Source organism: Streptomyces antibioticus (genome assembly GCF_002019855.1).
GTDB lineage: Bacteria > Actinomycetota > Actinomycetes > Streptomycetales > Streptomycetaceae > Streptomyces > Streptomyces antibioticus_B.
In genome coordinates this window covers 5,752,303-5,777,936 of sequence record NZ_CM007717.1, presented here as the reverse complement: position 1 = coordinate 5,777,936, position 25,634 = coordinate 5,752,303, and the positions used below count along the sequence as shown (strand labels likewise).

Annotated in this window: 17 protein-coding genes; 2 read left to right on the top strand and 15 right to left on the bottom strand. The window is 73.2% G+C overall.

Annotated elements, in window-relative coordinates; translation table 11 throughout:
* The 12 genes from AFM16_RS26365 to AFM16_RS26305 form a co-directional block, all read right to left on the bottom strand.
* Positions 1-774, bottom strand: coding sequence for an ATP-grasp domain-containing protein (locus tag AFM16_RS26365; protein ID WP_078634811.1), 774 nt, complete (start codon positions 772-774; stop codon positions 1-3).
* A complete protein-coding gene (locus tag AFM16_RS40195) occupies positions 771-3,275 on the bottom strand; it encodes an ATP-grasp domain-containing protein (protein WP_245177806.1) in 2,505 nt (834 codons plus the stop codon). The genes AFM16_RS26365 and AFM16_RS40195 overlap by 4 nt, the downstream gene beginning before the upstream one ends.
* A 33-nt stretch (positions 3,276-3,308) precedes the next feature.
* Positions 3,309-4,577 carry an MFS transporter gene (locus AFM16_RS26350; RefSeq protein ID WP_078634810.1) on the bottom strand — a complete coding sequence of 423 codons (1,269 nt, stop codon included), beginning with the start codon at positions 4,575-4,577 and terminating at the stop codon, positions 3,309-3,311.
* On the bottom strand, positions 4,574-5,521 hold the full coding sequence (locus AFM16_RS26345; protein WP_078634809.1) for a PLP-dependent cysteine synthase family protein: 948 nt from the start codon (positions 5,519-5,521) through the stop codon (positions 4,574-4,576). The genes AFM16_RS26350 and AFM16_RS26345 overlap by 4 nt, the downstream gene beginning before the upstream one ends.
* Positions 5,522-5,536: 15 nt before the next feature.
* Positions 5,537-6,742: an ATP-grasp domain-containing protein gene (locus AFM16_RS26340; RefSeq protein ID WP_078634808.1), complete on the bottom strand. Its 1,206-nt coding sequence runs from the start codon at positions 6,740-6,742 to the stop codon at positions 5,537-5,539.
* A complete protein-coding gene (locus AFM16_RS26335) occupies positions 6,739-7,989 on the bottom strand; it encodes an MFS transporter (RefSeq protein ID WP_078634807.1) in 1,251 nt (416 codons plus the stop codon). The genes AFM16_RS26340 and AFM16_RS26335 overlap by 4 nt, the downstream gene beginning before the upstream one ends.
* Positions 7,986-10,571 carry an ATP-grasp domain-containing protein gene (locus tag AFM16_RS40190; protein ID WP_078634806.1) on the bottom strand — a complete coding sequence of 862 codons (2,586 nt, stop codon included), beginning with the start codon at positions 10,569-10,571 and terminating at the stop codon, positions 7,986-7,988. Before AFM16_RS40190 ends, AFM16_RS26335 begins: the two co-directional genes overlap by 4 nt.
* A gap of 102 nt (positions 10,572-10,673) precedes the next feature.
* Positions 10,674-11,297: a mycothiol-dependent nitroreductase Rv2466c family protein gene (locus AFM16_RS26325; protein ID WP_030784415.1), complete on the bottom strand. Its 624-nt coding sequence runs from the start codon at positions 11,295-11,297 to the stop codon at positions 10,674-10,676.
* Complete coding sequence (locus AFM16_RS26320; RefSeq protein WP_030784413.1) at positions 11,294-12,967, bottom strand: class I adenylate-forming enzyme family protein; 1,674 nt, start codon at positions 12,965-12,967, stop codon at positions 11,294-11,296. The genes AFM16_RS26325 and AFM16_RS26320 overlap by 4 nt, the downstream gene beginning before the upstream one ends.
* A gap of 17 nt (positions 12,968-12,984) precedes the next feature.
* A complete protein-coding gene (locus AFM16_RS26315) occupies positions 12,985-13,860 on the bottom strand; it encodes a prephenate dehydrogenase/arogenate dehydrogenase family protein (protein WP_078634805.1) in 876 nt (291 codons plus the stop codon).
* Positions 13,857-15,986 carry an aminodeoxychorismate synthase component I gene (gene pabB / locus AFM16_RS26310; RefSeq protein ID WP_078634804.1) on the bottom strand — a complete coding sequence of 710 codons (2,130 nt, stop codon included), beginning with the start codon at positions 15,984-15,986 and terminating at the stop codon, positions 13,857-13,859. The genes AFM16_RS26315 and pabB overlap by 4 nt, the downstream gene beginning before the upstream one ends.
* Positions 15,983-16,282: a chorismate mutase family protein gene (locus AFM16_RS26305; protein ID WP_037874949.1), complete on the bottom strand. Its 300-nt coding sequence runs from the start codon at positions 16,280-16,282 to the stop codon at positions 15,983-15,985. The genes pabB and AFM16_RS26305 overlap by 4 nt, the downstream gene beginning before the upstream one ends.
* Before the next feature lie 423 nt (positions 16,283-16,705).
* Here AFM16_RS26305 and AFM16_RS26300 point away from each other — a divergent pair, with 423 nt between their 5' ends.
* Together AFM16_RS26300 and AFM16_RS26295 are read left to right on the top strand one after the other, a co-directional pair.
* Positions 16,706-20,596, top strand: a complete 3,891-nt coding sequence (locus AFM16_RS26300; protein WP_431523113.1) for a non-ribosomal peptide synthetase family protein — start codon at positions 16,706-16,708, stop codon at positions 20,594-20,596.
* A gap of 50 nt (positions 20,597-20,646) precedes the next feature.
* The gene (locus AFM16_RS26295) at positions 20,647-20,871 is read left to right on the top strand and encodes a tautomerase family protein (RefSeq protein ID WP_030784393.1); all 225 of its coding nucleotides are present in this window, start codon (positions 20,647-20,649) and stop codon (positions 20,869-20,871) included.
* A gap of 81 nt (positions 20,872-20,952) precedes the next feature.
* On the opposite strand, the gene hisC is transcribed toward AFM16_RS26295, so the two are convergent.
* The 3 genes from hisC to AFM16_RS26280 are packed head-to-tail and all read right to left on the bottom strand — an operon-like array spanning position 20,953 to position 25,456.
* Complete coding sequence (gene hisC, locus AFM16_RS26290) at positions 20,953-22,029, bottom strand: histidinol-phosphate transaminase (protein WP_078637099.1); 1,077 nt, start codon at positions 22,027-22,029, stop codon at positions 20,953-20,955.
* A 35-nt stretch (positions 22,030-22,064) separates the two neighbouring features.
* A complete protein-coding gene (locus AFM16_RS26285; protein ID WP_078634803.1) occupies positions 22,065-23,495 on the bottom strand; it encodes a nitrosuccinate lyase in 1,431 nt (476 codons plus the stop codon).
* Positions 23,492-25,456, bottom strand: a complete 1,965-nt coding sequence (locus AFM16_RS26280) for an FAD/NAD(P)-binding protein (protein WP_370628067.1) — start codon at positions 25,454-25,456, stop codon at positions 23,492-23,494. Before AFM16_RS26280 ends, AFM16_RS26285 begins: the two co-directional genes overlap by 4 nt.
* Positions 25,457-25,634 lie beyond the last annotated feature (178 nt).

Genomic DNA, 25,634 nt, shown 5'->3' with positions numbered 1-25,634 from the left:
TCAGACCACCTCCGGGAACCGCGCGCCGATGCCGGCCTGGGCCCGCACCAGTTCGCGGGCCGGGCGCGCCTCGGGGTCGTAGCGCACCGCGTGCACCAGCCGTCTCCCGTCGGGGCCGCGGACGGTCTCCACCGCGTACGGGTGCCCGGGGTCGGCGGGCAGCACGCCGTCGAGCGGCAGGCCCTCCTCGCGCCGCACCGCGCCGGTCACGGCCGGTTCGACCGTCAGGCTCGGTACGAGTGCCGGGTCGGCGGGCGACAGTCCGCCCGCGACCGCGGCGCGCAGCGCGGCCTCGTCGGGCAGCTCGGCGATCACCGGCCGGTCCGTGCCCCGGCGCGGCCGGACCGCCAGCGGGTAGCCCCAGCGGTGGGCCCACCAGTACAGGTCGGCGACCCGGCGCACCTCCGCCCGGGGGGTGGTGGGGATCCCGGCCCGGGTCAGCAGCGTGTGCGCGGCCACCGAGTCGGCGAGGACCAGCGCGGCCTCCCGGGACTGGCCCGGCAGTCCGAGCCGCTCGCGCAGGCCCGCCGCCCGCACCTGGTCCACCGGTGCGAGCGCGATCACCGCCCGGACCGGCGTGCGCGCGGCGGTGTCCAGCACGGCCAGTTCGGCGGCGGTGCCGCGGTCGTAGCGCTCCACGACCGTCACGCGGGCGAAGCCCGGGTGGAGGCCCGCCCGGCCGGTGATCAGGTGCAGCTCGTCGGCGGTGTCGGCGAGCCAGCCGGGACACTCGGCCGCGTACCGGCCGTCGGGGTCCAGGACGACGAGGGTCATCGGATCTCGTCCTCCACGGACACCGTCAGCACGGTGTCGAGCAGTTCCTCGCAGAGCGCGACCGCCGCGTCGGTGTCGGCGGCGGTGACGGCCAGCAGGCCGAGCCGGTCCCAGTTGTCCTGGATCGGCCGGATCACCAAACCGGTCCTGGCCGCCAGGTCGAGGGCGAGCACCGACGGGTGGGCGCGCAGTTCGTCCGCGCCGGTGATCGCGGTGACCCGGCCGGGCCGGCCGAGGATGCCGCGCACACAGCCCGCCGCGATCGGCTTCGGGCGCTCGGTAAGCGGCTCCACCAGGCCGAACGGCCAGGCGAGCGCGTAGCGGGTGAGGTCGACGCCGTACGCGGCCTGGACCAGGTCCGGGATGTGGTCGCCGCCCAGCCGGTTGTGGCCCTCGATGATCAGGGGGCCGCGCGAGCTGAGCCTCAGCTCGGTGTGGGTGGGGCCGTCGGTGATGCCGATGGCGTCGAGGAACTCGCCGACGGCGTCGACGACGCGCTGTTCGTCCGCCGGACCGAGCCGGGCCGGCTGGGCGTGGCCCAGCTCCACGAAGTGGCCGCCGTCGGTGAGCTTCTCGGTGATGGCGACGACGGTGTGCCGCCCGGCGAAGCTGAAGCCCTCGACGCTGTACTCGGGGCCGTCGATGTACTGCTCCATCAGGAACTCGGTGACCGCGTACATCGTGGAGCCGCGGTCCATGCCGGTGCGGCGGGCCGCGCCGATCCGCTCCCACACGTCGTCCACGTCCTGCGGGCCGTCGACCCGGAACAGGGCGTAACCGGCGGTCAGGTCCACGGGTTTGACCACGAACGGGTAGCCGTGGGCGGCGCCGAACGCGGCGAGGCCGTCCCGGTCGGTGAGCGGTTCGGCGGCGACCGTGGGGGCGCCGACGGCGGCGAGGTGACGGCGCATGGCGAGCTTGTCGCGGAGCAGCCGGGCCGGCTCGTGGCCGGTGCCGGCGAGGCCGAACAGGTCGTTGACCCGGCCGGCGGGTTCGAGTCCGGGTTCGGTGAGCGACAGCGCGGCGGAGAAGTTCCAGATCGTGTGGGCGGCCCGGGCGAGCGGCTCCAGCACCGACCAGTCGGTGTAGTCGGCGATCAGGGTGACGTCGGCGAGCGCGGCCTGCTCGGGCTGGAACTTCTCCTTGTGCTGGATCAGGATCACGTCCAGCCCCAGCTCCTTGGCGATCCGCACCGGCTCGGTCTGGTGCCCGATCAGCAGCAGGGTCCGCTCGGGGCGCAGCGGGGCGGCGGGCGCGGTGTGCACGGCGTTCAGGACGGCGGAGCCGGTCTCCACCCGCAGCCGTGCCTTCGTCTCGGCGGCCAGGCGTTCGGCCTCCTCGGCGGTGCCGCCCGTCACGATCACATGGCCGTGCCGGGAGCCGGAGTGCCGGGTCTCGGGCAGCACGTCGCCCTCGGTGTACGGGAAGCGGACGCCGTGCACGTGCGGGAGCGCGTCGATGTCCGCGAGGCCCTCCAGGCGGGTGATCCGGCCCGGCGGGAGGGCGAAGAACGAGATGGCCGCCGTCCGCTCGGCCGGGGTGGGCTCGGCGGTGCCGCCGACCAGCAGGTCGAAGATGGCTCCCTCGATGTCGAAGCCGGTGGCGAGCCGGATGAGCGCGGGGATCCGGTCGCCGCCGAGCCGGGCCTGCGACTCCACGACGCGGGGGCCGTCGGCGGTGAGGATGACCTCGGTGTGCGCGGGGCCGAAGCGGTATCCGGACGCGTCCAGCACCGCGGTGACCAGGTCGCCGATCGCCGTGGCGTCGGCGTCCGGCAGCGGCGCGGGAAAGACGTGGCCGGTCTCCACGAACGCCGGGGCGGGTGTCTTGCGCTTGGCGGTGACGCCGACCACCAGGTGGCGGCCTTCGTGGGTGAGCGTCTCGACGCTGAACTCCGGTCCCCGCAGGTACTCCTCGACCAGCACCGGGCCGTCGTAGCCGTGGCCGGCCAGCTCCCGCCGCCAGGCGTCGAGGTCGTCGGGGCCGGTCACCAGCCGTACCGCGGCGCTGCCCTGGAGCCGGGTCGGCTTGACCACGGCGGGCAGCCCGAAGCCGGCCAGGACGGCGTCCACCGCGTCGGGGGTGCCGGCGAGGGCGGTGCGCACCGGGGACAGGCCGTGCTCGGCGAGCAGTGCGCGCAGCACCGCCTTGTCGTTGAGCCGCCGGAGCGCCTCCGGCGGGTTGAGGGCGAGGCCGAGGGCCTGGGCCTCCTCGGCGACGGCCACCATGGTGGCCTCCTCGCCCAGATGGAGCAGGGTGCCGACGTCGTGGGCGAGGGCGGTCTCCCGGACCAGGCGGCGCAGCCCGGCCTCGTCCGAGAAGTCCGTCCACAGCATCTCCTTGGAGACCTTCTCGACCCCTTGCAGATAGGAGGCCGGCTGGAGTGTCGGGTCCCAGATCGACCAGACCTCGAAGCCGAGCGCGACCGCCTTCTCGACGAACTGCGTGTACGGCTGCACCATCAGCAGCCGGTTGTTCGCGGGTGCCGTGTGCTCAGTCACGGACGGCCCTCCCTTTCATGGCGGGTGCGGGGGTCATGCGCCGGCCTCGGCCTTCGGTTCCTCGGCCGCGGCACGGGCGTCCTGGATCCGGAACAGGCCCCGGTACAACTGGATCGCGGCCGCTCCGAAGGCCGCGTACAGCAGGGCCATGACCCAGGAGTCGACGACCGCGCCGAGGATCACCGACAGGGAGCCGACCATGTAGCCGAGCCGCACGTGCAGTCCGTAGGCGGCCATGTACTTGGTGCGGGAGTCGGCCGGCACCAGGGCGGCCACGAGGGTCTGGTTGACGGGCTGGTTCATCAGCTCCCCCAGCGTGACCACGACGGCCGCCGCGATCATCAGCCAGGCGTTGTCGCCGAGCGCCCACGCCATGTAGCCGGCGGTGAAGATCACCACTCCGGCCACCAGGCGCGACCGCTCGTCGAGGCGCCCGAGCAGCTTGCCCACCCACAGGCCGCAGACCACGACGAGCAGGGTGTTGGTGGCGCGCAGGATGCCGAGCACGTTGATGCCGTCGACGGTCACCTGCCAGGAGCCCAGCGACAGCAGTCGCTGCTCGGGGAAGTCGGAGCCGAGCCGGACCGCGAGGTAGGAGGAGATCTGGACCTCCACGGACCAGACCAGCAGGGCCGCCAGGACGAGCCGCAGGAACACCCGGTCGCGGGCCACCGCGAGGTAGCCCTGGAGGGCGGGCTTCACGCCGCGGGGGTTCAGCGCGGCCTCGGACGGCGCGGTCTCGGACAGCGCCAGGAAGGTGACCAGGAAGATGCCGCCGGTGGCGATCGCGGCCGCGGTGAGCAGGTGGAGGAAGTAGCCCTCGTAGAAGAAGCCGCCGACCAGGGAGCCGAGCATGAAGGCGACGTTGATCACCCAGTAGTTGATCGTGTAGACGGCGGTACGGCTCTCCGGGGTGGAGACGTCCACGATCATCGCCTCGTTGGCGGGCAGCGCGACGCCCGCCATGCAGGCGGCGCACAGGTAGAGCACGTAGGTCGCCGGACCGGAGTGCAGCAGCGGCGAGTTGACCAGGGCGAGGCCGATGTACGAGAGGAAGACGCCGGCCTCTCCGGCCATCAGCACCTTGCGGCGGCCGTACACGTCGGACAGATGCCCGCCGACGAGGTTGCAGCCCACCGTCGCCACCGCCACGACCAGGGTCATCAGGCCCGCGGTGGCCGCGTCGTACAGCCGTGAGAAGTGGATGACCATCAGCGGGACGAGCATGATGTCGAAGAACCGCTGGAAGAAGCCGACGCCGATGCGCAGCTTGAGGTTGCGGTGCAGTTCGCTGAATCTCACCGCTGCTCCTCCGCGGGCCACCAGCTCAGATAGCGCTCGCCGCTGTCGGGGAGGACGGTGACGACGGTCGCCCCGGACAGGTCGTGACGGCGGGTCAGTTCCCGGCAGGCGTGGACGGCGGCGCCGGAGGAGACGCCGACCAGCAGGCCGCTGTCGGCGGCCAGCGCCCGGGTCGCGGCGGCGGCGTCCTCGTCGGAGACCACGACGACCTCGTCGATGCAGTCGACATCGGTGACGGGGCTGAGGAAGCCGCCGTTCAGGCCGGGTATGCGGTGCGGGCCCGGCGGGCCGCCGGACAGCAGCGGGGAGCCCTCCGGCTCGACCGCGACGACGCGCAGCGCGGGGTTGCGCTCGCGCAGGCAGTGGGCGATCCCGGTGAGCGTGCCGCCGGTGCCGACCCCGCAGACCAGCACGTCGACCCGGCCGCCGGTGTCGCGCCAGATCTCCGGGCCGGTGGTCTCGTAGTGGGCCAGGACGTTGGCCGGGTTCTCGTGCTGCCGGGCGTACCAGGAGCCGTCGATCTCGGCGTGCAGCTTCTCGGCGCGTTCGACGCAGCCGGCGAAGCCCAGTTCCGGGTCGGTGAACTCGACCTCGGCGCCGAGCATCCGCAGGGTCATGACCCGCTCCTCGGAGGCGTTCCGGGGAAGCACGATCACGCACGGGTGGCGGCGGGCGGCGGCCAGGGAGGCTAGCGCGATACCGGTGTTGCCGGAGGTGGACTCGATGACGGTGGCCCCGGGCACGAGTGCGCCGGATGCCTCCGCGGCACGGACCATGTATAAGGCGGGGCGGTCCTTGACGCTGGACAGCGGGTTGGCCGCCTCCAGCTTGGCCAGCACGGTCACGTCCGGTGGGACGCCGTCCAGGCGCAGGTGCAGCAGAGGGGTGTTGCCGACCAGGTCCTCGAAGGAGGCGGCCACCCCCGCGGCCAGTGGGTTGGTCATCGGATACCTCGGGGCTCAGTGCTGCTCGGTGGTGATGTTCAGGGTTTCCCGTACGTGCTTCAGCGCGTCCTCGCGCTCGGTCGGGGAGGGCGCCTCGACGAGCACATGGCCCATCCGCCGGGAGGAGGACGTCAGCGGCAGGACGGTGTCGCCGGGCTTCTTGCGCAGCCGGACCCGGACGACCGACGGGTGGGCGAGGATCTCCTCGGCCCCCGAGATCGCGGTGATCGTGCCGGGGGCCGCGGTCGGGAAGTGGGTGGCGGGCCAGGAGACCGGATCGGTGCGGATCAGCTCGTCCACGGGCAGTTCGAGCGCCAGCCTGATCACGGCCTCGTACAGGTCGAAGCCGTAGGCGAGGCCGACCGCGTCGGGGAGGTAGTCGCCCGGGGTGCGCACGGCGATCTCCATGAGCGCCGGTCCGTTCCGGCCGACCTTGAACTCCAGGTGGACCAGGCCGGTCCGCATGCCGATGGCGTTCAGTACGCCCTGGGTCAACGCGTCGACCCGGGCGGCCAGTTCGTCGTCCTCGAAGCGGTGGGCGCAGCGGTGGGTGAGTTCGACGAAGTACGGCGGCGGGGTGGTCTCCTTGGCGGTGACGTTCTCGAAGAGCACCTCACCGTCGCGGACCAGCGCCTCCACGCTGAACTCCGGTCCCTGGACGGCCTCTTCGACCAGGACCTTGCCCTCGCCCGTGCGGCGGGCGACGATCTCGGCGGCCTCCTCGGCGGTGCGGACCAGTTCGACGCCCTCGCTGCCGGCCCGGGTGAGCGGCTTGACCACCACGGGGAGCCGTTCCAGCATCCAGGTGCGGGCCTCGGCCACGTCCGGCACGAGCAGGTGCTCGGGCTGCGGGACGCCGTGGGCGGCGAAGACGGCGCGCTGCAACGCCTTGTTGCGGGAGATCACCGCGGCGTGCAGCGACGGTCCGGGCAGGCCCAGCCGCTCCTGTGCGAGCGCGCCGGCCAGGACGTGCGGTTCGGCGAAGGAGACCACGCCGTCCGGTACGCGGTCGGCGACGGCGCGGGCGACGGCCGCCGTCCAGTCCTCCTCCTCATGGCCGTCGACCCGGTAGAAGCGCTCGGCGAGATGGACCGGCCGGCTCTCCCAGCCGGCCGCGGCCTCCACGGCGCGTACCCGCAGGCCGAGCCGGGCCGCGGCCTCCAGGTAGGGGCGGCCCATCGTGCCGACGCCGACGACCAACAGATCCTTGGGGGCGCTCACGACGCCACCTCCTTCTCCACGGGAGCCGGCGCGACGCCGCGCAGCATGCGGGTGACGGGCGTGACCAGCAGCCCGGCGAGGCCGAAGACCGCCCCCAGGGCGATCCAGCCGGCCGGGCCGGCCGCGAGGACCCCGCCGGTGATCAGGGCCGGGCCGACGATCCGCTGGCCGGTGTTGCCGAGGCTGAACACCGACAGGTAGACGCCCTTGCGGTCCTCGGGGGCGAAGTCGTAGCTCAGCTCCCAGCCGCCGACGGCCTGCCACATCTCGCCGAAGGTGAGCAGCACACAGGCCGCGAGCAGGACCGCCCCGGCGACCGCCGCCGAGGACGGGGCGCCGGCCGCGGCGAGCGCCAGGCAGCAGACGGTCAGCGCCAACGCGCCGAGTCGCAGGGCACGTTCGGCGCCGCCCTCGCGGTCCACCAGCCGGGAGATCGGCACCTGGAGCACGATCGACATCAGGGTGTTGATCAGGATCAGCACCGGCAGGAACCCGGCCGACACCTCGGTGGCCTGGAGCGCCCACAGCGACAGGCCGACGGACAGGATGGTGGTGTGCAGGTTGAGCACGCCGTTGAGGGCGGTCAGCAGCAGGTACCGCCAGTCGCGGAAGTCGCGCAGCGCGGCGAGCGGGTTGACCTTCTTCTGGACGGTGGCCGCGGTGGCGGTGCGCACCCGGGACAGCATCGCGGCGGACAGCACGAAGGCCGCGGCGGTGCCGAGCACGATGCCCCGGTACGTCCAGACCCGGTCGGCGGCCAGCAGGGGTGCGGCGAGCAGGGCGCCCAGCGAGAAGCCGACGTTGCGCACCGTGCGGATGATCGCCATGGTGCGGGTGCGGTCGGTGCCCTCGGTGGTGGCGGAGGCGACCGCCTGGGTCATCGGCTGGGTGGCGGCCTCCGCGGCCGCCAGGCAGCAGGAGACCACGGTGAAGCTGACCATGCCCTCGGCGAAGGCCAGGGCGACGAACCCGCCGGCCCGCCACAACTGGAGCACCACCAGGGTGGGTTTGGCGCCGAACCGGTCGGCGAGCGCGCCGATGGGCACGGTGGTGAGGAAGCCGACGACGCCGGACACCGCGAGTCCCAGGCCGACCTGAGTGGCCGTCAGGCCGACGCTGCGGACGAAGAACACCGCCGATCCTGCCAGGTACAGGCCGGTGCCGATGGCGTTGATCAGCGAGGTGACGGCGAAGGAGCGCCCGGCCGGCGTGGCCGGTATGTATTCCCTCGGGGAGGGCAGTTTCATCGCGCGTCTCCCTCGGTGCGCACGTCGATCAGGGACAGGGCGTGTTCCGCCCGGCGGCCCGCCTCGACGGCGTCCGCGCCGGTGGTGATGACGAGTCCGGCCCGCTCCCAGGAGCTGGTGACGGACCGGACGGTGGTGCCGGGGGCGGCCGAGAGGTGCAGTTCGGTGACGCCGGGCGCGGCCCGTGCCTCGTCGGCGCCGGTCACGGACCGCACCAGGCCGGGGCGGGCGATCAGGAACCGTACGGCGACGGCGCGGCGGGCGGTCAGGGGGCCGACGGGACCGGTGCCGGTGAGCACGTGCAGCAGGTTGCGCAGGATGTCGGTGTCGTAGGCCAGGTCGATCAGGACGGTGATGCCGCCGCCGGGCAGCCGGCCGGCGCACTCGACGAGGTGCGGGGTTCCGTCGGCCAGGATCCACTCGGAGTGCAGCACGCCGGAGCGGAAGCCGACCGTGTCCACCAGCCGGGCCACGGCCTCGCGCAGCGCGTCCGCGAGGGACTGCGGCAGGCCGGCGGGCACGGTGTGGCCGGTCTCGACGGGGTGGCCGTTGTCCTGGACCAGCTTGGCGGTGATGTTGGTGAAGCCGACCTCGCCCTCGTGGACGACGGCCTCGACGCTCACCTCGGGACCGGACAGCCGCTGCTCCACCAGATAGCGGGCGGTGTCCTCGTACGGGGCGCGCAGTGTCGGCTCGTCGGCGGCGGTGGTGCGGGCCCACGCCTCGGTGACGTCGTCCTCGGGGCCGAGCAGCCGTACGCCCAGGCTGGCCTGGCGGTTGGCCGGCTTGAGCACGCACCGTCCGCCGTGCGCGGCGCGGAAGCCGGCGACGTGCTCGGCGTGTTCGGCCACGGCCCAGTCGGGCTGGGCGATGCCGCTGCCGGCCAGGGCGGCGCGCAGCAGCCCCTTGTCGCGCAGGACACGGGCCGCCTCGGGGCCCGCGCCGGGCAGGCCCCAGGCGTCGGCGAGCGCGGCGGCGACCACGACGCCGTACTCGACAACGGGGACCACGGCGCGCACGCCCGCCGGGCGGGGCACGGTCTCGACCACGCGCCGCGGGTCGGCCTCGTTCTGGCTGGGCGCCGGGAACAGGGCGGCCACGCAGGGGTGCCGGTCGGCGAGCGCGGTGATGCCGCGGGCCTCGATGACGGCCGGCTCCTCCAGGACCAGCACCGAGCCGGCCGGGAGCTGCTCGTCCAGCTTGGCGAGCATGACGGGGCTGTAGCCGACCAGGACGTGCGTCACGGTGTCCGGGACCGCCGGCACGGTGTGGACGGTGACGGCGCGCCGCACCCTGCTCTCCAGCTCGTCCAGTTCGGCGACCGTGGGGGCGTCGATGAAGAAGGAGACGGCCCGGTCCTCGGAGCTGCGCAGCGGCCCCAGTTCGGTGCCGCGGTCGTGGTGCACCAGGACCGTGCGCAGGGTCGGCGGGTCGTCGGGCGCGGACGGCCCGACCGTGGGCCACAGGCCGCCCTCGCCGACCCACACCGGCTCCACGTCGAAGCCGCTCACCCGGACGTCGGTCAGCACGCCGGGCACATGCTCCAGGTAGACCTGGCGGGCGACCCGGGACGGCTTGGGGTAGGAGGCCGGTTCGCCGAGCGCGATCCGTACGATCTCCGGCTCCAGCGGCGCGCCGGTGGCGAGTTCGTAGAGGATGCACAGCCCGTCGCCTGGGGTGCGGGCGGCGACCTCCATCAGGTAGGCGCGGCCGTCGGCGCCGATGCGCCACTCGGCGTGGGCGACGCCGTCCTGGAAGCCGAGCGCCTCCAGCATGCGCCGGTTGGCGTCCAGCAGCACCGGGTCGGCCTGCGGCCGGTCGCTGGGCACGGTGTGCGACAGCTCCACGAAGGTATGGGCGTGGGAGTCGGTCGTGGCCTTGCGGGTGGCCGAGCCGAAGACGATCCGGCCGTCCTGCACCAGGCTCTCCACGGAGTACTCCTGGCCCTCGACCTTCTCCTCGACGAGGACGGTCTCGTGGTCGGGGTAGGAGCCCAGCAGCGCCGGCAGGGCGTCCGGTCCCGTCACCGTCTCGACGCCGGAGCTGGAGTGCCGGCCGGTGGGCTTGACCACCGCCGGGTAGCGGACGGCGGCCGGGTCGAAGGACGCGCGGCTCTCGGGCGGCACGGTCAGCGACACCGGGCTGAACTCCGGGAGGTACCAGCGCTGGAGGTACTTGCTGCGGCACGCCCGGGTGGCCCGCAGGCCCGGGGTGCGCAGCCCGAGCGCGTCGGCGAGCAGACCGGTCGGCTCGACCTGGGTCTCGCCGACCGCGTAGGCGCCGACGACGCGGTACGCGTCGCGCCACCGCCGGGCGGCCGAGAGGACGCCGGGCAGGTAGGAGTTGTCGCGGCTGACGTCGCCGTCGACGAAGGCGACCTCGTCGATCACGTACGCGGGATGGTCGGGGTCCTTGGCGGCGGCGAGCGCGTCCTCGCGCCAGTAGGAGGGGGTGATCAGCAGGATCTTCAGGCCGCGGCGGGCCAGTTCCGCCAGATAGAGCGGCGCCCGGCAGACCACCAGGAACGACCCGGTGAGTATGAAGGCGTCCGGCCGCGGCCCGGGTGCCGTCTGTGTGTCCATCAGTCTGTGTGTCCGTCCGTTCGCACTGTGTGTCCGTCCGTTCGCATGGGTGCGAACCGCCCCCGGACGGGAGCGGTTCGCACAGGGGTTCCGCGGGCCGGGCTAGCTGTAGTCGAGGCCGCCGGTGCGGGTGCGCTTCAGCTCGAACAGGTCGGGGTGGTTGGCGAGCACCCGGAAGCTGTCGAAGAGTTCGGCGGCCTTCTCGCCACGCGGGATGGCGCGGAGCACCGGACCGAACCAGGCGGTGCCGTCCACGTGGATCGTCGGCGTGCCGACGTACCCGCCGGCCTCGGGGTCCTGGCCGGCGTCGTGGCTGACCCGCACGGCCTCGTCGTACGCGGGGTCGTGGGCCGCGGCGGCCAGCTCCGCGGGCAGACCCAGCTCGGCGAGGGATTCGACGACGACTTCGTCGAAGTCCGTCATCTTCTTCTCGTGGATGCGGATCCCGTACGCGGTGTACAGGTCCCGCAGCACCTCGGGGCCGTGCGCGGCGGCCGCCGCCGCGGCCACCCGGACCGGGCCGATCGACTTGTCGACCAGCGTGCGGTACCAGTCCGGGAGCTCGTTGCCCTCGTTGTGGAAGTACAGGCTCATCACGTGGAAGCGCAGCTCGATCTCGCGCAGCGCCTCCACCTCCAGCATCCAGCGGGAGGTGATCCACGCGAAGGGGCACGCGGGGTCGAAGTAGAAGTCGACCTTCGCGGTCTGGGTGGTGCTGTCGCTCACGCGGCGTCTCCGGTGGTGACGGCGGCGAAGGACTTGCCCTCCGCCGACTGACGGTACTCGGACAATGCAGCGTACTTCTCCCGGAGTTGACGCTTCAGCACCTTTCCGGTGACCCCCACCGGGAAGTCCTCCTCCGAGGCGGCGATCTCCAGGAAACCCAGCTCCGGGTGACCGGCGGCACGCAGCGCCTCGTTGGCGAGGAGCAGCAGCTTCTCCGGGTCCGCGGACGCGGAGGTGACCACCGCGACCGGCACGACGGTGTCGCCGTCCCGGCCGGCCACCACCGCGACGTCCTCGACGTCGGGCACCTGGAGCAGCACGACCTCCTCCATGAAGACCGAGTAACCGGTCCCGCCGGCGGTGTGGATGGCGTCGGCCGCCCGGTCCACCAGGTAGAAGTCGCCGTTCTCGTCCCGGTACGCCATGTCGCCGGGCATCCAGTAGCCGGACAGCTTGAAGGAGTACGTGGTGGCCGAGTCGCCCCAGTAGCCGGGCGTCACCGCCGGGCCGCGGGCCGCGAGGTAGCCGACCTCGCCGGTGTCGGCGATCGAGCCGTCGGGGCGCAGGATCGCCACCTCGGCGACGCCGACCGGCTTGCCGGCGCACCGGTCCTTCGGCTTGTTGTCCACGGTGTGGACCTGGAGCAGGCAGCCCCAGCCCAGCTCGGTGGTGCCCAGGCGGTCGAAGAACGCCGACGGGGGCAGGTCGGCGCTGCGGTTCGACAGCACCTTGTCGATGTGCGCGCGGTGGACCGCGTCGCCGATCGACACCCACACCTGCACGGAGTCGAGCTGACCCGGCTTCAGGTCGGCGGAGGCCAGCTCGGCGTAGCCGTGCGCGAAGGACATCACGGAGGTCGGCCGGTACTTCTCCACGGCGGCGGCCAGTTCGTCGCCCTTGCGGTCGCTGAGCGCCACGATCGGGGTACCGCCGAGCACCGCGTACGTGGTGTAGGCGACGCATCCCAGGTGGGACTGGGGCAGCGCGGTCATCATCAGCGCGCCGGGCGTCTCGGTGTGGTCCACCAGACGGAACTTGGGGCCGGCCACGATGGTGCTGTGGGTGTGGATGGTCGGCTTGGGGCGGCCGGTGGTCCCGGAGGAGTGCAGGATGACGACCGGGTCGTCCGCGTGGTGGTTCCAGTAGTCGCCGTCGGCGAGCCGCGCGGCCGGCGGCGCGGGCAGCTCCTCGGCCGTGCGGGTCCAGGCGATGCCCGGCAGCCGGGAGGTGTCGAGCAGCGCGAGCCGCTCCCGGTCCGCGTACAGGCCGACGGGAGCGGTCTGCTCCAGCAGCGACTGGGCGATCGGACCGGTGGCGTTGCTGTTGATCAGCACGGCGACCGCGCCGATCTGCGCGATCGCGTAGTAGTGCACCGAGTACGCGAACGAGTCCTCGAACCAGACGGCGACCCGGTCGCCCCGGGACACGCCCTGGGCCAGGTAGTACGCCGACCAGCTCTGCGCCAGCGCGTCGATGTCGTTCAGGCTGAGGTCGTGGGTCTCCTCGCCCGAGGTGGTGGTGATCGCCCGGTAGGAGTGGACGAACGGCAGCTCGGGGTGCGGGTTGGCGGCGATGGCCGACCGCAGGAGGTTGCCGCCGCCCACCGTGGTGTCGGCGGCGAGCTGCTCACGCTGCGTCGGGGTCAGGACGGTCGCGGCGAACGTTGCCATGGGATGCATCTTCCTTGTCAGAGTGAGGTGAACATCCGCGCGCACAGGTCGCGGTAGTGCGGGGCGTGCTCGCCCAGTTGGTCCCGGAGCTGTCCGAGGACGGTGGCGAACTCCGCCTCGGAGCCGTGCTCCACCAGGTCGGTGAGGAGGCGCACGCCCTCGGCGAGTTCCTTGCGCACCGCCGCCGCCTCCGGGTTGGCGGCCTGGACGTCCCGGTACACGGCGGGCGCCCCGGAGCTGATCCGGGCCAGCAGGGCGAGCAGCGCCTGGTGCGGAGGCGGGGCGATCTCGCGAATCCTCGCCAGGTCGGGGCCGAGCCGGGTCAGGGCGAGACCGAAGCCGAGGACGGCCGCGTGGGTGAGCGCCTGGGAGACGCCGGCCAGCCGGTCGTGCTCGGCCGCGTCCATCGGCACCACCCGGGCGCCCCAGCTTCCGACCAGGTCCAGCAGGCCGCCGACCTGGGGCCCGTCGTTGACGACGACGGCGGCCACCGGCCGGCCCTCGAAGCCGAGGTCCGGGGCGAACATCGGGTTCAGGCCGACCGCCTGCACGTCCGGGGCGTGGGCCCGGACGGCCGCGGTGACCGGCTGTTTGACGGACAGGGTGTCCACCAGCAGCGCGTCCGGCCGCAGCACGGCGGCCAGGCCGGGGACGGCCGCCAGCGCGACGGCGTCCGGCACCGCGAGCACCACCAGGTCGGCGTGGCCGAGGTCGGCCTCCAGCCGCGCGCCGAGGGAGGTGATGTCTCCGCGCACGTAGTGGGTGCCCGCGGGCTCGGCGCCCGGCTCGACGGTGTCGGCCACCGCCACCCGGGCACCGCCGGCCAGCAGCCGTTCGGCGAACAGCCGGCCGACCGCGCCGGCGCCGCCGACCACGACACAGCGCCGGATCACGGCCGGCTCCCGGCGGGTTCCGGAGCCGTGGCGAGGGCCGCGGGTTCCGGCGCCGTGGCGAGGGCCGCGGGTTCCAGCGCGGTGGCGAGGACGGCGGAGACCACGGCACGCGACTTCACGGCCGTCTCCGTGTACTCCTCCTCCGGGTCCGACAGGGCGATGATCGCCCCGCCGACGCCGAAGCCGAGCCGGTCCTCGGTCGCCACCAGGGTGCGGATGACGATGTTCAGGTCGGCCGCGCCGCTGAGCGAGAACCAGCCGATCGAGCCGGAGTAGACGCCGCGGGCGCCGTCCTCCAGCCGGTCGATGATCTCCATCGTGCGCAGCTTGGGGGCACCCGTCATCGATCCGCCCGGGAAGGCCGCCCGCACACAGGACACCGCCGACTCCCCGGGCCGCAGGGTGCCGCGGATGGTGGAGACCAACTGGTGCACCGGTGCGTACGTCTCGACGTGGAACAGGGAGGGCACGTGCACCGAGCCGACCTCGCAGACCACGTTCAGGTCGTTGCGGATCAGATCGACGATCATCAGGTTCTCGGCGCGGTCCTTCTCCTGGGAGAGCAGGTCCTCGCGCAGCGCCGCGTCCTCGGCCGGGGTGGCCCCGCGGGGCCGGGTGCCCTTGATCGGCTTGGACTCGGCGACCCGGTCGGCGCCGATGGTGAGGAACCGTTCCGGCGAGGCGCTGAGCACCGCCACCCCGGGGAAGTCGAGCAGCGCGCCGTACGGCACGGGCGAGATCTTCCGCAGGTGGGAGTAGGTGCGCAACGGGTCGATCCTGGCCTTGAGTTCGACCGCGTTGGTCAGACACACCTCGTAGGTCTCGCCGTCGCGGATCTCCTCCAGGCTCTCGGCGATCCGGTCCAGGTAGGCCCGCTTGTCGTGGCGCGGTGCGACGATCGGCGCGGCCTCCGGGTCGGTCATGCCGACGCCGCGGAAGCCGGCCGCCTCGCCGCGCGGTTCGCCGCCGGCCCGGGGCAGGGCCCGTACGGCGGCCTCGGCGCGGTCGAGCCAGGCGACGGCCGCGGTGTGGTCCCCGCCCTCGGACAGGGCCAGCAGATAGGCGGCGCCCTCGGCGTGGTCGAGCGCGAGCATCCGGTCGGCGAACAGCACGGCGGCGTCCGGGGTCTCCGCCTTGTGCGCCGCGCGGGCGCCCGCCTCGGCCTTCAGCTCGTAGCCGAGATAGCCGACGTAGCCGAGGTTGAAGTCGAACGGCAGCCCCTCCGGCCGGGGGACGGCGCGGACGCGCATCTGCTCGTCCAGATAGTCGAAGAAGCCCTGCTGGACGAGTTCGTCACCGTCGTCGGAGCCGCCGGGCCGGGTGATCCGGACGACGCCGTCCTCGACCCGGTAGGTCACGTACTCGGCCAGCGGGCCGGAGCCGTCGCCGAGGAAGCTGAACCGGGACAGCCCGTCGATGACACTGCTGCTGTCCAGCCAGAACGCGGTGTCGTGGTCGGCGAACAGCTCCCGGTACGCGGCCTCGGCCTGCGGCTCGGCGTCCACCCGGCGCACATGCACCGTGTAGCGCGGCTCGCGCCGCTTCGCGGCGTGGTGGGCCAGCGCCAGGTCGCGGAAGTTGGCGAGCAGTTCGCGGCCGTACTGGCTGCTGATGGATTCCGGGTGGAACTGGACGCCCCAGATGGGCCGGGTGCGGTGACGCACTCCCATCACCACGCCGTCCTCGGTCCAGGCGACGGCTTCCAGTTCGTCGGGGAGCCGGCCGGCCGCGAGCGAGTGGTAGCGGACCACGTCGTACGGGCTGGGCAGGCCGGCGAAGATGTCGGTGCCGCTGTGACGCACCGGGCACACACGGCCGTGCATCGGCTCCGGCGCGTGGACGACCTCGCCGCCGAAGAGGTGGCAGATGCCCTGGTGGCCGAGGCAGACGCCGAGCACCGGCAGGCCGCTCTCCAGGATCGCGCGCCGGCTGATGCCGAAGTCCCGCTCGCGGTCGGGGCGGCCCGGCCCGGGGGAGATCACGATCGCGTCGAAGTCGTCGAAGCGCAGGTCGGCGAAGTCCGTGCCGTTCTTCACGACCACCGGCGGGCGGCCGTTGGTCTCGCCGAGGAGCTGGTACAGGTTGTAGGTGAAGGAGTCGTAGTTGTCGATCAGCAGGGTTCTCATGGCGCGGCCCCTATGACCACGTCCTCGACCCGGCAGGTCTCCTCGATGATCAGGTCGTAGAGCCGGCGCAGGAAGTCCTGGCTGATCCCGTGCTCGTCGCCGAACCGGGCGGCGCGCTCCTGGACGATCCTGATCCGGTGCGGCTGCATCATGCGGACGTCGTTCTCGCGCTTGTAGTGCGCGATTTCCACACAGGTCTCGATGCGGGCGCGGAGTTCCTCGAGGAAACGCTTGTCGATGCCGTCGAGCTTCGCCCGAAGAATTTCGAGCCCGTCATCGGACGGACTATCCAGCACGGTTCTCCCCCTTTGTCAGGCACCTCTTCTCGAAAGCGCCGGAAAAGCCTCCGCTGGCGCCCCGATGACAGTCCCGACTCTGCCTCCCGCCTCTCGCCGGTGCCACGTTCGCGATGGTTCGGATCGACGCAGTGCGCGAAATTCCGGGGTTCATGACGGTCTTTAACCGGACAAAAGACCCGCTCCGGAGGCGGCTGAAGAGGCCCGATGCGGGCCCTCGGGGCATGGAACCGGCCAGGAGCCGGTGGCGTCGGGGGGTGTCCCCGCCAGCTTCTCGCCCCATTTGTAGAAATGCGTCCCGGCATGCTCGGGCGGTCAATCGGACACCCGGCACCCGGTCGCTTGCCAAAAAGATCCGGATGAACTCATAGTGTCGATTTGTTCGGCGCATGGGAATTCATTCGAACGGGGGATGTCGTGGAAATTCTGACCGAGCACGGCCCGGTGGCTCCGGAGCGCGGAACGGACGGATCACCGAGCCTTGTCGATCTGCTTTCGGCGCAGGCCCGGATTCGCCCCGACGCCATCGCGGTGGAGTACCGGGACGAGACCCTCACCTTCGCGGAACTCGTCGGGCGGGCCACGGAGTCGGCGGCCACGCTGCGCGCCCGCGGAGTGCGCCGCGACGACTGCGTCGGCGTCTTCCTCGAACCCTCCACCGCCCTGCCGGTCGCCGTCTGGGGCGTCCTGTTCGCCGGCGCCGCCTACCTCCCCCTCTCGCCGGACTACCCGGACGAGCGGATCCGTGCGACGGCCGAGGACTCGCGTGTCTCGGTGGTGCTCACCGAGGAGCCGCTCCGGGACCGGCTCACCGCCCTCGTGCCGCCCGGCACCACGCTCCTCACCCCGGCCGGCACGGCCACCGGCCCCCGGGCCGAAGGCGCCGCCCCGGTCGGCACGACCACCGGTTCCGGCGCCGACGCCCCGGCCGGCTCACCGGCGCCGGGCGACCTCGCCTACGTCATCCACACCTCGGGCAGCACCGGCCGCCCCAAGGGCGTGATGGTCGAGCACCGCGGCATCGTGCACCAGATGCGCTGGCTGGCCCGGACGTACGGGCTGGGCCCGTCCACCACCGTGCTCCAGAAGACGCCGATGAGCTTCGACGCCGCCCAGTGGGAGATCCTCGCGCCGTGCGTCGGCAGCCGGATCGTGCTGGCGGGACCCGGCGCCTACCGCGACCCCGAGGCCCTGGTCGACACCGTCGTCCGGCACGGCGTGACCGCCCTGCAGTGCGTGCCGACCCTGCTCCAGGCGCTGCTTGACACCGAACGGCTGCCCGCCTGCGACTCGCTGACCCAGGTGTTCTGCGGCGGGGAGGCGCTGTCCCGGCGGCTCGCGCAGCGCTTCGCGGAGACCCTGGGCAAGTGCGAACTGGTCAACCTCTACGGGCCCACCGAGTGCACCATCAACGCCTCCGCCTGCACCGTGGACCCGTCGCCGGTCGCCGGCGGCCCGTCCGGCGTCCCGATCGGCACCCCCGTGGACGGTCTGGCCTTCCATGTGCTGGACGAGCGGATGCGACCGGTCGCCCCCGGCGCGACCGGCGAGCTGTACATCAGCGGCGTGCAGGTCGCCCGCGGCTATCTGCACCGCCCCGACCTGACGGCCGAACGCTTCCTGGACAACCCGTTCTCCGACGACCCCGAGCACGCCGTGCTGTACCGCACCGGCGACCTGGTCCACCGGGAGGACGGCGCCTACCGGTTCGGCGGCCGCGTGGACCGGCAGGTCAAGCTGCGCGGCTACCGGGTCGAGCTGGACGAGATACGGCTCGCCGTCGAGGCCCACGACTGGGTCAGGAACGCCGCCGTGCTGGTCAAGGACGATCCGGCGACCGGCTACCGGAACCTCGTGGCCTGCGTCGAACTCAGCCCGCGCGAGGCCGCCCTGATGGACCAGGGCAACCACGACCGGCACCATGTCTCCAAGTCCGGCCGGTTCCAGGTGCGCGCCCAGCTCTCCGACGGCGGCTGTCGCGACACCGCCGATCTGGCCGGCCGCCGCCATGTCGACCTCCCCGGCCGCACCCCCACCCCCGCACAGCGCCGCCGGGTGTTCGCCCGCAAGACCTACCGCTTCTACGACGGCGGCGACCCCCGCCCCGACGCCCTGCTCGCCCTGCTCGCGGCCCGCACCCCCGGCGCCGCCCCGCGCCGGCCCGACCACCTTTCGGCGGCCGAACTCGGGTCCGTCCTGCGCTACTTCGGCCAGTACACCAGCGACGAGCGGCTGCTGCCCAAGTACGGGTACGCCTCCCCCGGCTCGCTGTACGCCACCCAGCTCTACCTGGAGGTCACCGGCCCGGACGGCTGCGCGGGGCTGGCTCCCGGCCACTGGTACCACCACCCGGTGGAACACCGGCTGTACCTGATCGAGGCCGGGGACGGCGGGGACGGCGCGCCCGGCATCCGGTTCCACTTCGCGGGCCGGAGGCGGGCGATCGAGCCGGTGTACCGCAACAACGTCCAGGAGGTACTGGAGATCGAGGCCGGGCACATGGCCGGTCTGCTGGAGGAGGTGCTCCCCGCGTACGGTCTGGACGTCGCCGCGGCCCCGTACACGCCCGAGGCGATGCGCCGGCTGCACTGCGCCGAGGAGGACCACTATCTGGGCGCCTTCGACCTGGTCCCGTACCGCGCCGACCGCCCGGACGTCCCCGTGGACGTGTACGTGCAGATCCACCCCGGCCGCGTGCCCGGCATGATGGCCGGCCAGTACCGCTACGCCGACGGAACGCTGGAGCGGATCGCGGACGAGCTGGTGCTCAAGCGGCATGTGATCGCCATCAACCAACAGGTCTACGAGCGCGCCGCGTTCGGCATCACGCTGGTCAGCCCCGGCCCTGAGCACCCGCACTCCTACCTGGACCTCGGACGCCGGCTCCAGCGGCTCCAGATGAACGACGCCGGCTTCGGGTTCATGTCCTCCGGATACAGCTCACGGACCGGCCACGACCTGCCCGCGGCCAGGCGGATGGAGGCCGTGCTGCGGTCCTGCGGCCGGCCCACCGGCCCCTCGTACTTCTTCGTCGGCGGCCGGGTCAGCCCCGAACAGGTCGCCCACCGGGGCATGCGCGAGGACAGCGTGCACATGCAGGGGCCGACCGAGATGATCAGGGCCGACCTGGTGGAACTGCTGCCCGACTACATGGTGCCCAACCGCCTGGTGGTCATGGACCGGCTGCCGCTGACCGCCAACGGCAAGGTCGACCTCCGGGCGCTGGAGACGGCGCCGGAGACGGACTTCACGGCCGCGGGCCGGCCCTTCGTCGCGCCGCGCACCACCACCGAGCGGATCGTCCGCGACCTGTGGCAGGCCGGGACGGGGCAGCAAGCCGCCTCCGTGCGGGACGACTTCTTCGAGTGCGGCGGCAACTCCCTCATCGCGGTCGGGCTGGTGCACCGCATCAACCGCCGGTTCGGCTGCGCGCTGCCGATGCAGGTGCTGTTCGAGTCCCCGACCATCGAGGAGCTGGCCCGGCGGGTCGACGGGCTCCGGGGCGCCTCCGCCTCCCGCCTGGTACCGCTGGGCGCCGCCCGCTCCGGCCGGGCCGTGTACTGCTGGCCGGGCCTCGGCGGCTATCCGATGAACCTGCGTCCGCTGGCCCGTCGGCTCGACACCGGCCGGCCGTTCCTCGGCATCCAGGCCCACGGCGTCAACGCGGGCGAGGACCCGTACGCCACCATCGCCGAGATGGCGGCACGGGACGTGCGGGCCATCACCGAGGCCCAGCCGGACGGCCCGTACACGCTGTGCGGCTACTCCTTCGGCGCGCGGGTCGCCTTCGAGACCGCCCACCTGCTGGAGCGCGACGGGCGCCGCGTCGACCGGCTGTTCCTGATCGCCCCGGGCTCACCCAAGCTCCGCACGGCGGGCGGCGGCGGCCGCGCCTCGTACACCGACCCCGCCTATCTGACCATCCTGTACTCGGTCTTCGCCGGGGTCGTCACCGGCCCGGCACTGGAGGCGTGCCTGCGGGCCACCACGGATGAGGAGAGCTTCGTCTCCCACCTGGTCGGGCAGTTCGACGGCCTGGACGGGGAGTTGGTCCGCCGGATCACCGAAGTGGTCCGGCGGACCTACGAGTTCCACTACACCTTCGCGGAGCTGCGGTCCCGGCGGATCCAGGCACCGGTGACCGTCGTGAAGGCGGCGGGCGACGACTACTCCTTCCTCGACGACAGCACCGGCTGGTCGGCCGCCGCGCCGGAGATCCACGAACTCGCCGCCGACCACTACGGCATCCTGCGCGAGCCCGGCGTCGGCGAACTGGCCCGCCTGATCGCCGACCGCCTCGACACCGCGGACTGACCGGCAGCAGCCCCACCCGAACCATCTGACCACCAACCCAGGGAGACACCGTGCCGCACGTCAACATCAAGCACTTCCCCACTCCGGTCGGCGAGGAGCAGTCGGCCCGTCTGGTCGCCGCGATCACCGCGGCGCTGACGGAGAACCTCGGCTGTACCGAGGACGCCGTGTCCATCGCCCTGGAGCCCGTCGACCCGTCCGAGTGGACGGAGCGCGTCTACCGCCCGGAGGTGGTGGAGCGGCGCGAACTGCTCCACAAGCTGCCGAACTACTGAACCGCGGCCGCTGAAGCCCGAGAGGCCCCGCGCGGCCGGAGCGATCCGGCCGCGCGGGGCCTCGTGCCGTGGCGAACGTGGTCAGAGCCGCTTGCGGAACACCTCGGCGGTCTCCAGGAAGACATCATCGGCCCGCTGCCCGCCGATCGTGACGCGGACGCCCTCGCCCGCGAACGGGCGGACCACCACACCGGCCTCGGCGCAGGCCGCGGCGAAGTCGAGGCTGTGGTCGCCGAGCGGCAGCCAGACGAAGTTGGCCTCGGAGCCGGCGACCGTCCAGCCCTGCGCGCGCAGCGCGGCGGTGACCCGCGTGCGCTCGCCGACCAGCGTCTCCACCCGCTCCAGCAGGGCGTCCTCGACGCGCAGCGAGGCGACGGCGGCGTCCTGGGCGAGCTGGCTGACGCCGAACGGGACGGCCGTCTTGCGCAGCGCGGAGGCGATCGGCTCGTGCGCGATCGCGTAGCCGACCCGCAGTCCGGCCAGGCCGTACGCCTTGGAGAAGGTGCGCAGCACACAGACGTGCGGGCGGTCGCGGTACAGCGCGAGACCGTCGGGCACGTCGGGGTCGCGGACGAACTCGCGGTACGCCTCGTCGAGGACGACCAGGACGTGCGCGGGAACGGCGTCCAGGAAGCGGACCAGTTCGGCGCGGCGCAGGGCGTTGCCGGTCGGGTTGTTGGGGTTGCAGACGAAGATCAGCCGGGTGCGGTCGGTGACCGCGGCGAGCATGGCGTCGAGGTCGTGGGCCCCGTCGGCGGTGAGCGGGACGGACACGGGAGTGGCGCCGGCGATCCGCGTGATCACCGGGTACGCCTCGAAGGAGCGCCAGGCGAACAGGACCTCGTCGCCCTCGCCTGCCAGGGCGAGCACCAGGGACTGGGCGACGCCGACCGAGCCGGGGCCGGTGGCGATGTGCTCGGCGGGGACGCCGACGTGCCGGGCCAGCTCGGCGGTCAGCTCGCCGACGGCCATGTCGGGGTAGCGGTTGAAGGCGCCCGCCGCGGCGACCGCGGTCTCCAGGACGCCGGGCAGCGGCGGGTAGGGGTTCTCGTTGGCGGCCAGGACGAAGGAGCCGGCGTAGTCCGGCTTTCCGGGGCGGTGGGCGGAGAGGGCGTCCAGATCCGGCCGCGGACGGGGGCCGTGCCGACGTTCGGTCACGGGATTCGAGGTCACGGGATTCGCGGTCACGGGGTTCACGCCTTTCTCGGAGGGGCGGTGCGGGAGGCCGGGGGCCGGCCGAGGGCGCGGTCGACGAGCAGCCCCGCCGCCCCGGTGTAGTGGTCGGGGTCCAGCAGGCCGGCGAGTTCGCCGTCGGTGAAGGCGTCCTTCAGCTCGGGCAGTTCGGTGAGGATCTCGGCCAGGGGGCGGCCCTCCCGGTCGGCCAGGACGGAGGCGAGGGTGAGGCACCGCCGGGCGGTCGCCTTGCCGATCCGGGGCGCGAGGACGGCGGTGATCCGCTCCGTGACGAGCTGACCGCCCGTCAGGTCCAGGTTGGCGCGCATCCGTTCCGGCCGGACGGTCAGTCCCTCGGCCAGCTCCACCGCGGTGTGGGCGGCGCCGCCCGCCAGCCGCAGGCACTCGCGCAGCAGCAGCCACTCGGCGTGCCAGGCCCCGCCGGACCGCTCGTCCTCGGTGGTCAGGCACTGAGTCAGTCCGGCCGCCAGCACGGGAACTTGCAGCGCGGCGGAGCGGATCAGCGTCGCGAGCACCGGGTTGCGCTTGTGCGGCATGGCGGACGACGCCCCGCGGCCGGCCAGAGCCGGTTCGCAGACCTCCGCCACCTCGGTGCGGGCCAGGACCTGCACGTCCACGGCGAGCTTCCCGAGGGAAGCCGCGGTGTGGGACAGCGCGGCGGCCAGGTCGGCGAGCGGGGTGCGCAGGGCGTGCCAGGGCAGCACCGGCCGGGCCAGCCCCGTCTCCTCCGCGTAGGCCGCGGTGAGCCGGTCGAGGTAGTCGCCGAGGCCGTCGTCGGTGACGCCGCCGTCGACCTTCGCGTACTCCAGATATCCGGCCAGCGTGCCGGCGGCGCCGCCGAGCGACACCGGCAGCCCGTGGGCCAGGACCCGCTCCAGCCGCTCGGCGGACGCCAGCACCAGCGCGCGCCAGCCCGCCACTTTGAGGCCGAAGGTGGTGGGTACGGCGTGCAGGGTGAGCGTGCGGCCGGCCATCGCGGTGTCGCGGTGCTCCCGGGCGAGCCCGGCCAGGGCGTCGGCCGTGCGGTGCAGGTCGGCGAGGACCAGCCGCAGTGCCCGGGCGGCGACGAGCATGGCCCCCGTGTCGAGGATGTCCTGGCTGGTGGAGCCGCGGTGGACGTACTCGGCGGCGGACGGGTCGTCCTCGGCGACGACGGCGGTGAACGCCTGGACCAGGCCGACCACGGGGTTGGCGGTCTCCCGGGCGGCCAGGGCCAGCGCCCGGACGTCCAGCCGCTCGGCGCGCGCGGCGGAGCTGATCGTGGCGGCGGCGGACGCGGGCAGCGTGCCCAGCCGGGCCTGGGCCCTGGCCAGGGCCGCCTCGGCGTCGAGCATCGCCTGGAGCCAGGCCCCGTCCCCGGTGGCCGCCTCGACGGGCGTACCGGCCCGCACGGGGGAGAGCAGCCCCGCGTCGATGTCGCGGTCGTTCATGCCACGGCCTCCCCCGCGTCGACGTGGGCGGCGTCCGCGCGGGTGTCGTCCGCCAGCAGGCTCAGCACGGCCGCGGCGATCGCGTCGGAGTCCTCGACGGTGACCGAGCCGACGCCCGGCCGGATGCCGGCCGCGGTGACCCAGTGCACCGACTCGGTCGGGACACCGTGCACGAACCGGCGCGGATGGGCGCGGCCCTCGGCGTCGACCGGGTGGTGCGGCCGGCCCGACACCGCGACGGCACCGGTCTCGTACTCGCTTCCGCACTCCCCGAGGATCCGGTAGGGCACGTACTGCCCGGTCGTCAGCAGGTGGCGCATCAGCCGGTCGTCGGTGCGGCGCAGGTCCGGCTCGGGCAGCCGGGCCTCGATCAGCGCGCCGGCCCGGTGCCGCGGCCCCGGTATCCGGCGGGAGCCGACCTCGAACGCGGCGCCGCCCTCCGTGACCGCCTCGACGACCATGCCGGGCCCGACGATCTCGACCGTGCCGGCCTCCACCAGGGCGATCAGCTCCTCGATCCTGGAGGCGGGCGGACCGATCGACAGGAAGGCGTTGAGCGGGGTGTACCAGTGCTCCAGCTCGTTCCGGTGGGAGTTGGCCTCCAGCCCGCCGTGGTCGACCGCGAGCCGGATCTCGTTGCGCAGGTCACGCAGCACGTCGAGGGCCGCCTTGAGCGGGCCGCTGACGTTGCCCCGCTCGGCCTCGACGACGTCCTGGCGCAGATGCCCCAGCAGCCAGGTGCGGAAGTCGTCGGCGGTGGCGAACTCCTCCTCCCGGTACGGCTCGGCGATCCGGTCCCAGTCCCAGCGTTCGACGGCGGGGACCCCCACGGCGTCGAGCAGCCGGGTCTTGTCGGCCGCCGAGTCCGCGGCCTTCAGGAAGCGGTCGGTGAAGGACGTCAGCTCGGCCGCGTCGACCCGGCCCGCCAGCAGGGCGGCGTAGTACACGCTCTCCACCTCCGCGGCGATCAGGGGCCACAGGTGGGTGCTGAACCGGATCCACTCGCCGTCGGCCGCGAGCGCCCGCAGTTCATCCGTCTTCTCCACCGTCAGCAGCCTGGGCCGGTAGCGGCCGTAGGCGCCCTTCTCGTTCTCGCCCCGGGCGTGGTACGGCACGCCGCGCCGCGATCCGGCGAGGATGCGCGGCTCCCGCCCGGACGGGCGGTAGACCAGCCGGCCGTCCACCCGCTCGAACGAACCGCCCCGCCCGGCGGTCAACAGGGCCATGTGGTCGAAGAAGTTGAGACCGAGGCCGCGCAGTACGACGCTCTCGCCCGGCCCGATCCGGGAGTGATCGGTGTCGGCCGGGTTCGCCGGGTCGAGGTACACCAGACCGTGCTCGGCGGCGAAGGCGGCGAGCCGCTCCTCCTGGGCGGTGGCCCGGACCGGGACGTGGCCCTGCGCCAGCACCACCGCGTCCAGGCCCGACAGCCGGGTGCCGTCGGCGAGCAGCAGCGTCTGGAGTCCGCCGTGCACACCGGACTCGTCGTCCAGGGCGACCGCGTACCCCCGGTGGACCCGGATCTCCAGGTGCCCGGGCGCCTGCGCGACCAGCGTCCGGAACACCCGGTCCAGGTAGTGCCCGTAGAACGCGCGGGTGGGGTAGGTGTCCGGGCCGAGGCGACGGGCCTCCGCGAGGGCGTCCCCGGGAACGGGGACCGTGCCGGACGCCACGTCCCGGGCCCATTCGTACAGACTCGGCCCGTCCTCGACCGGCCCCACCAGATTCACGCTGGCGTCGGCGAACACGGTGACCTGGGAGGCCACGGTGTTCATCAGCAGTTCCCGGGACTGGTCGGTGCGCCACACACGGCCGGGTCCCGGCGGATACGGGTCGACGACGTGGACCGTGATGCGGCCGGCGGACGGGGACTTCCGCTCCTGGGCGATCAGGCGCTCCAGCACCGAGAGCCCACGGGGACCGGCCCCGACGATGGCCATGGACGACGTACTGCTCTTCACGAGTGTTCTCCGCTCGACGGTGGAGGGGACGAGGGAAGCGGGAAGGGGAAACCGGCCCGGCAGCCCGGGCCGGGGCGCACGGGGGCACGGATCGGCGGACGAGGCCGGAACACCGGCGGCCCGGGGAAGGGCGAAGGAACCCGCGCCGAAGGAAGCCGGGGGCGCGGCCGCGACATCG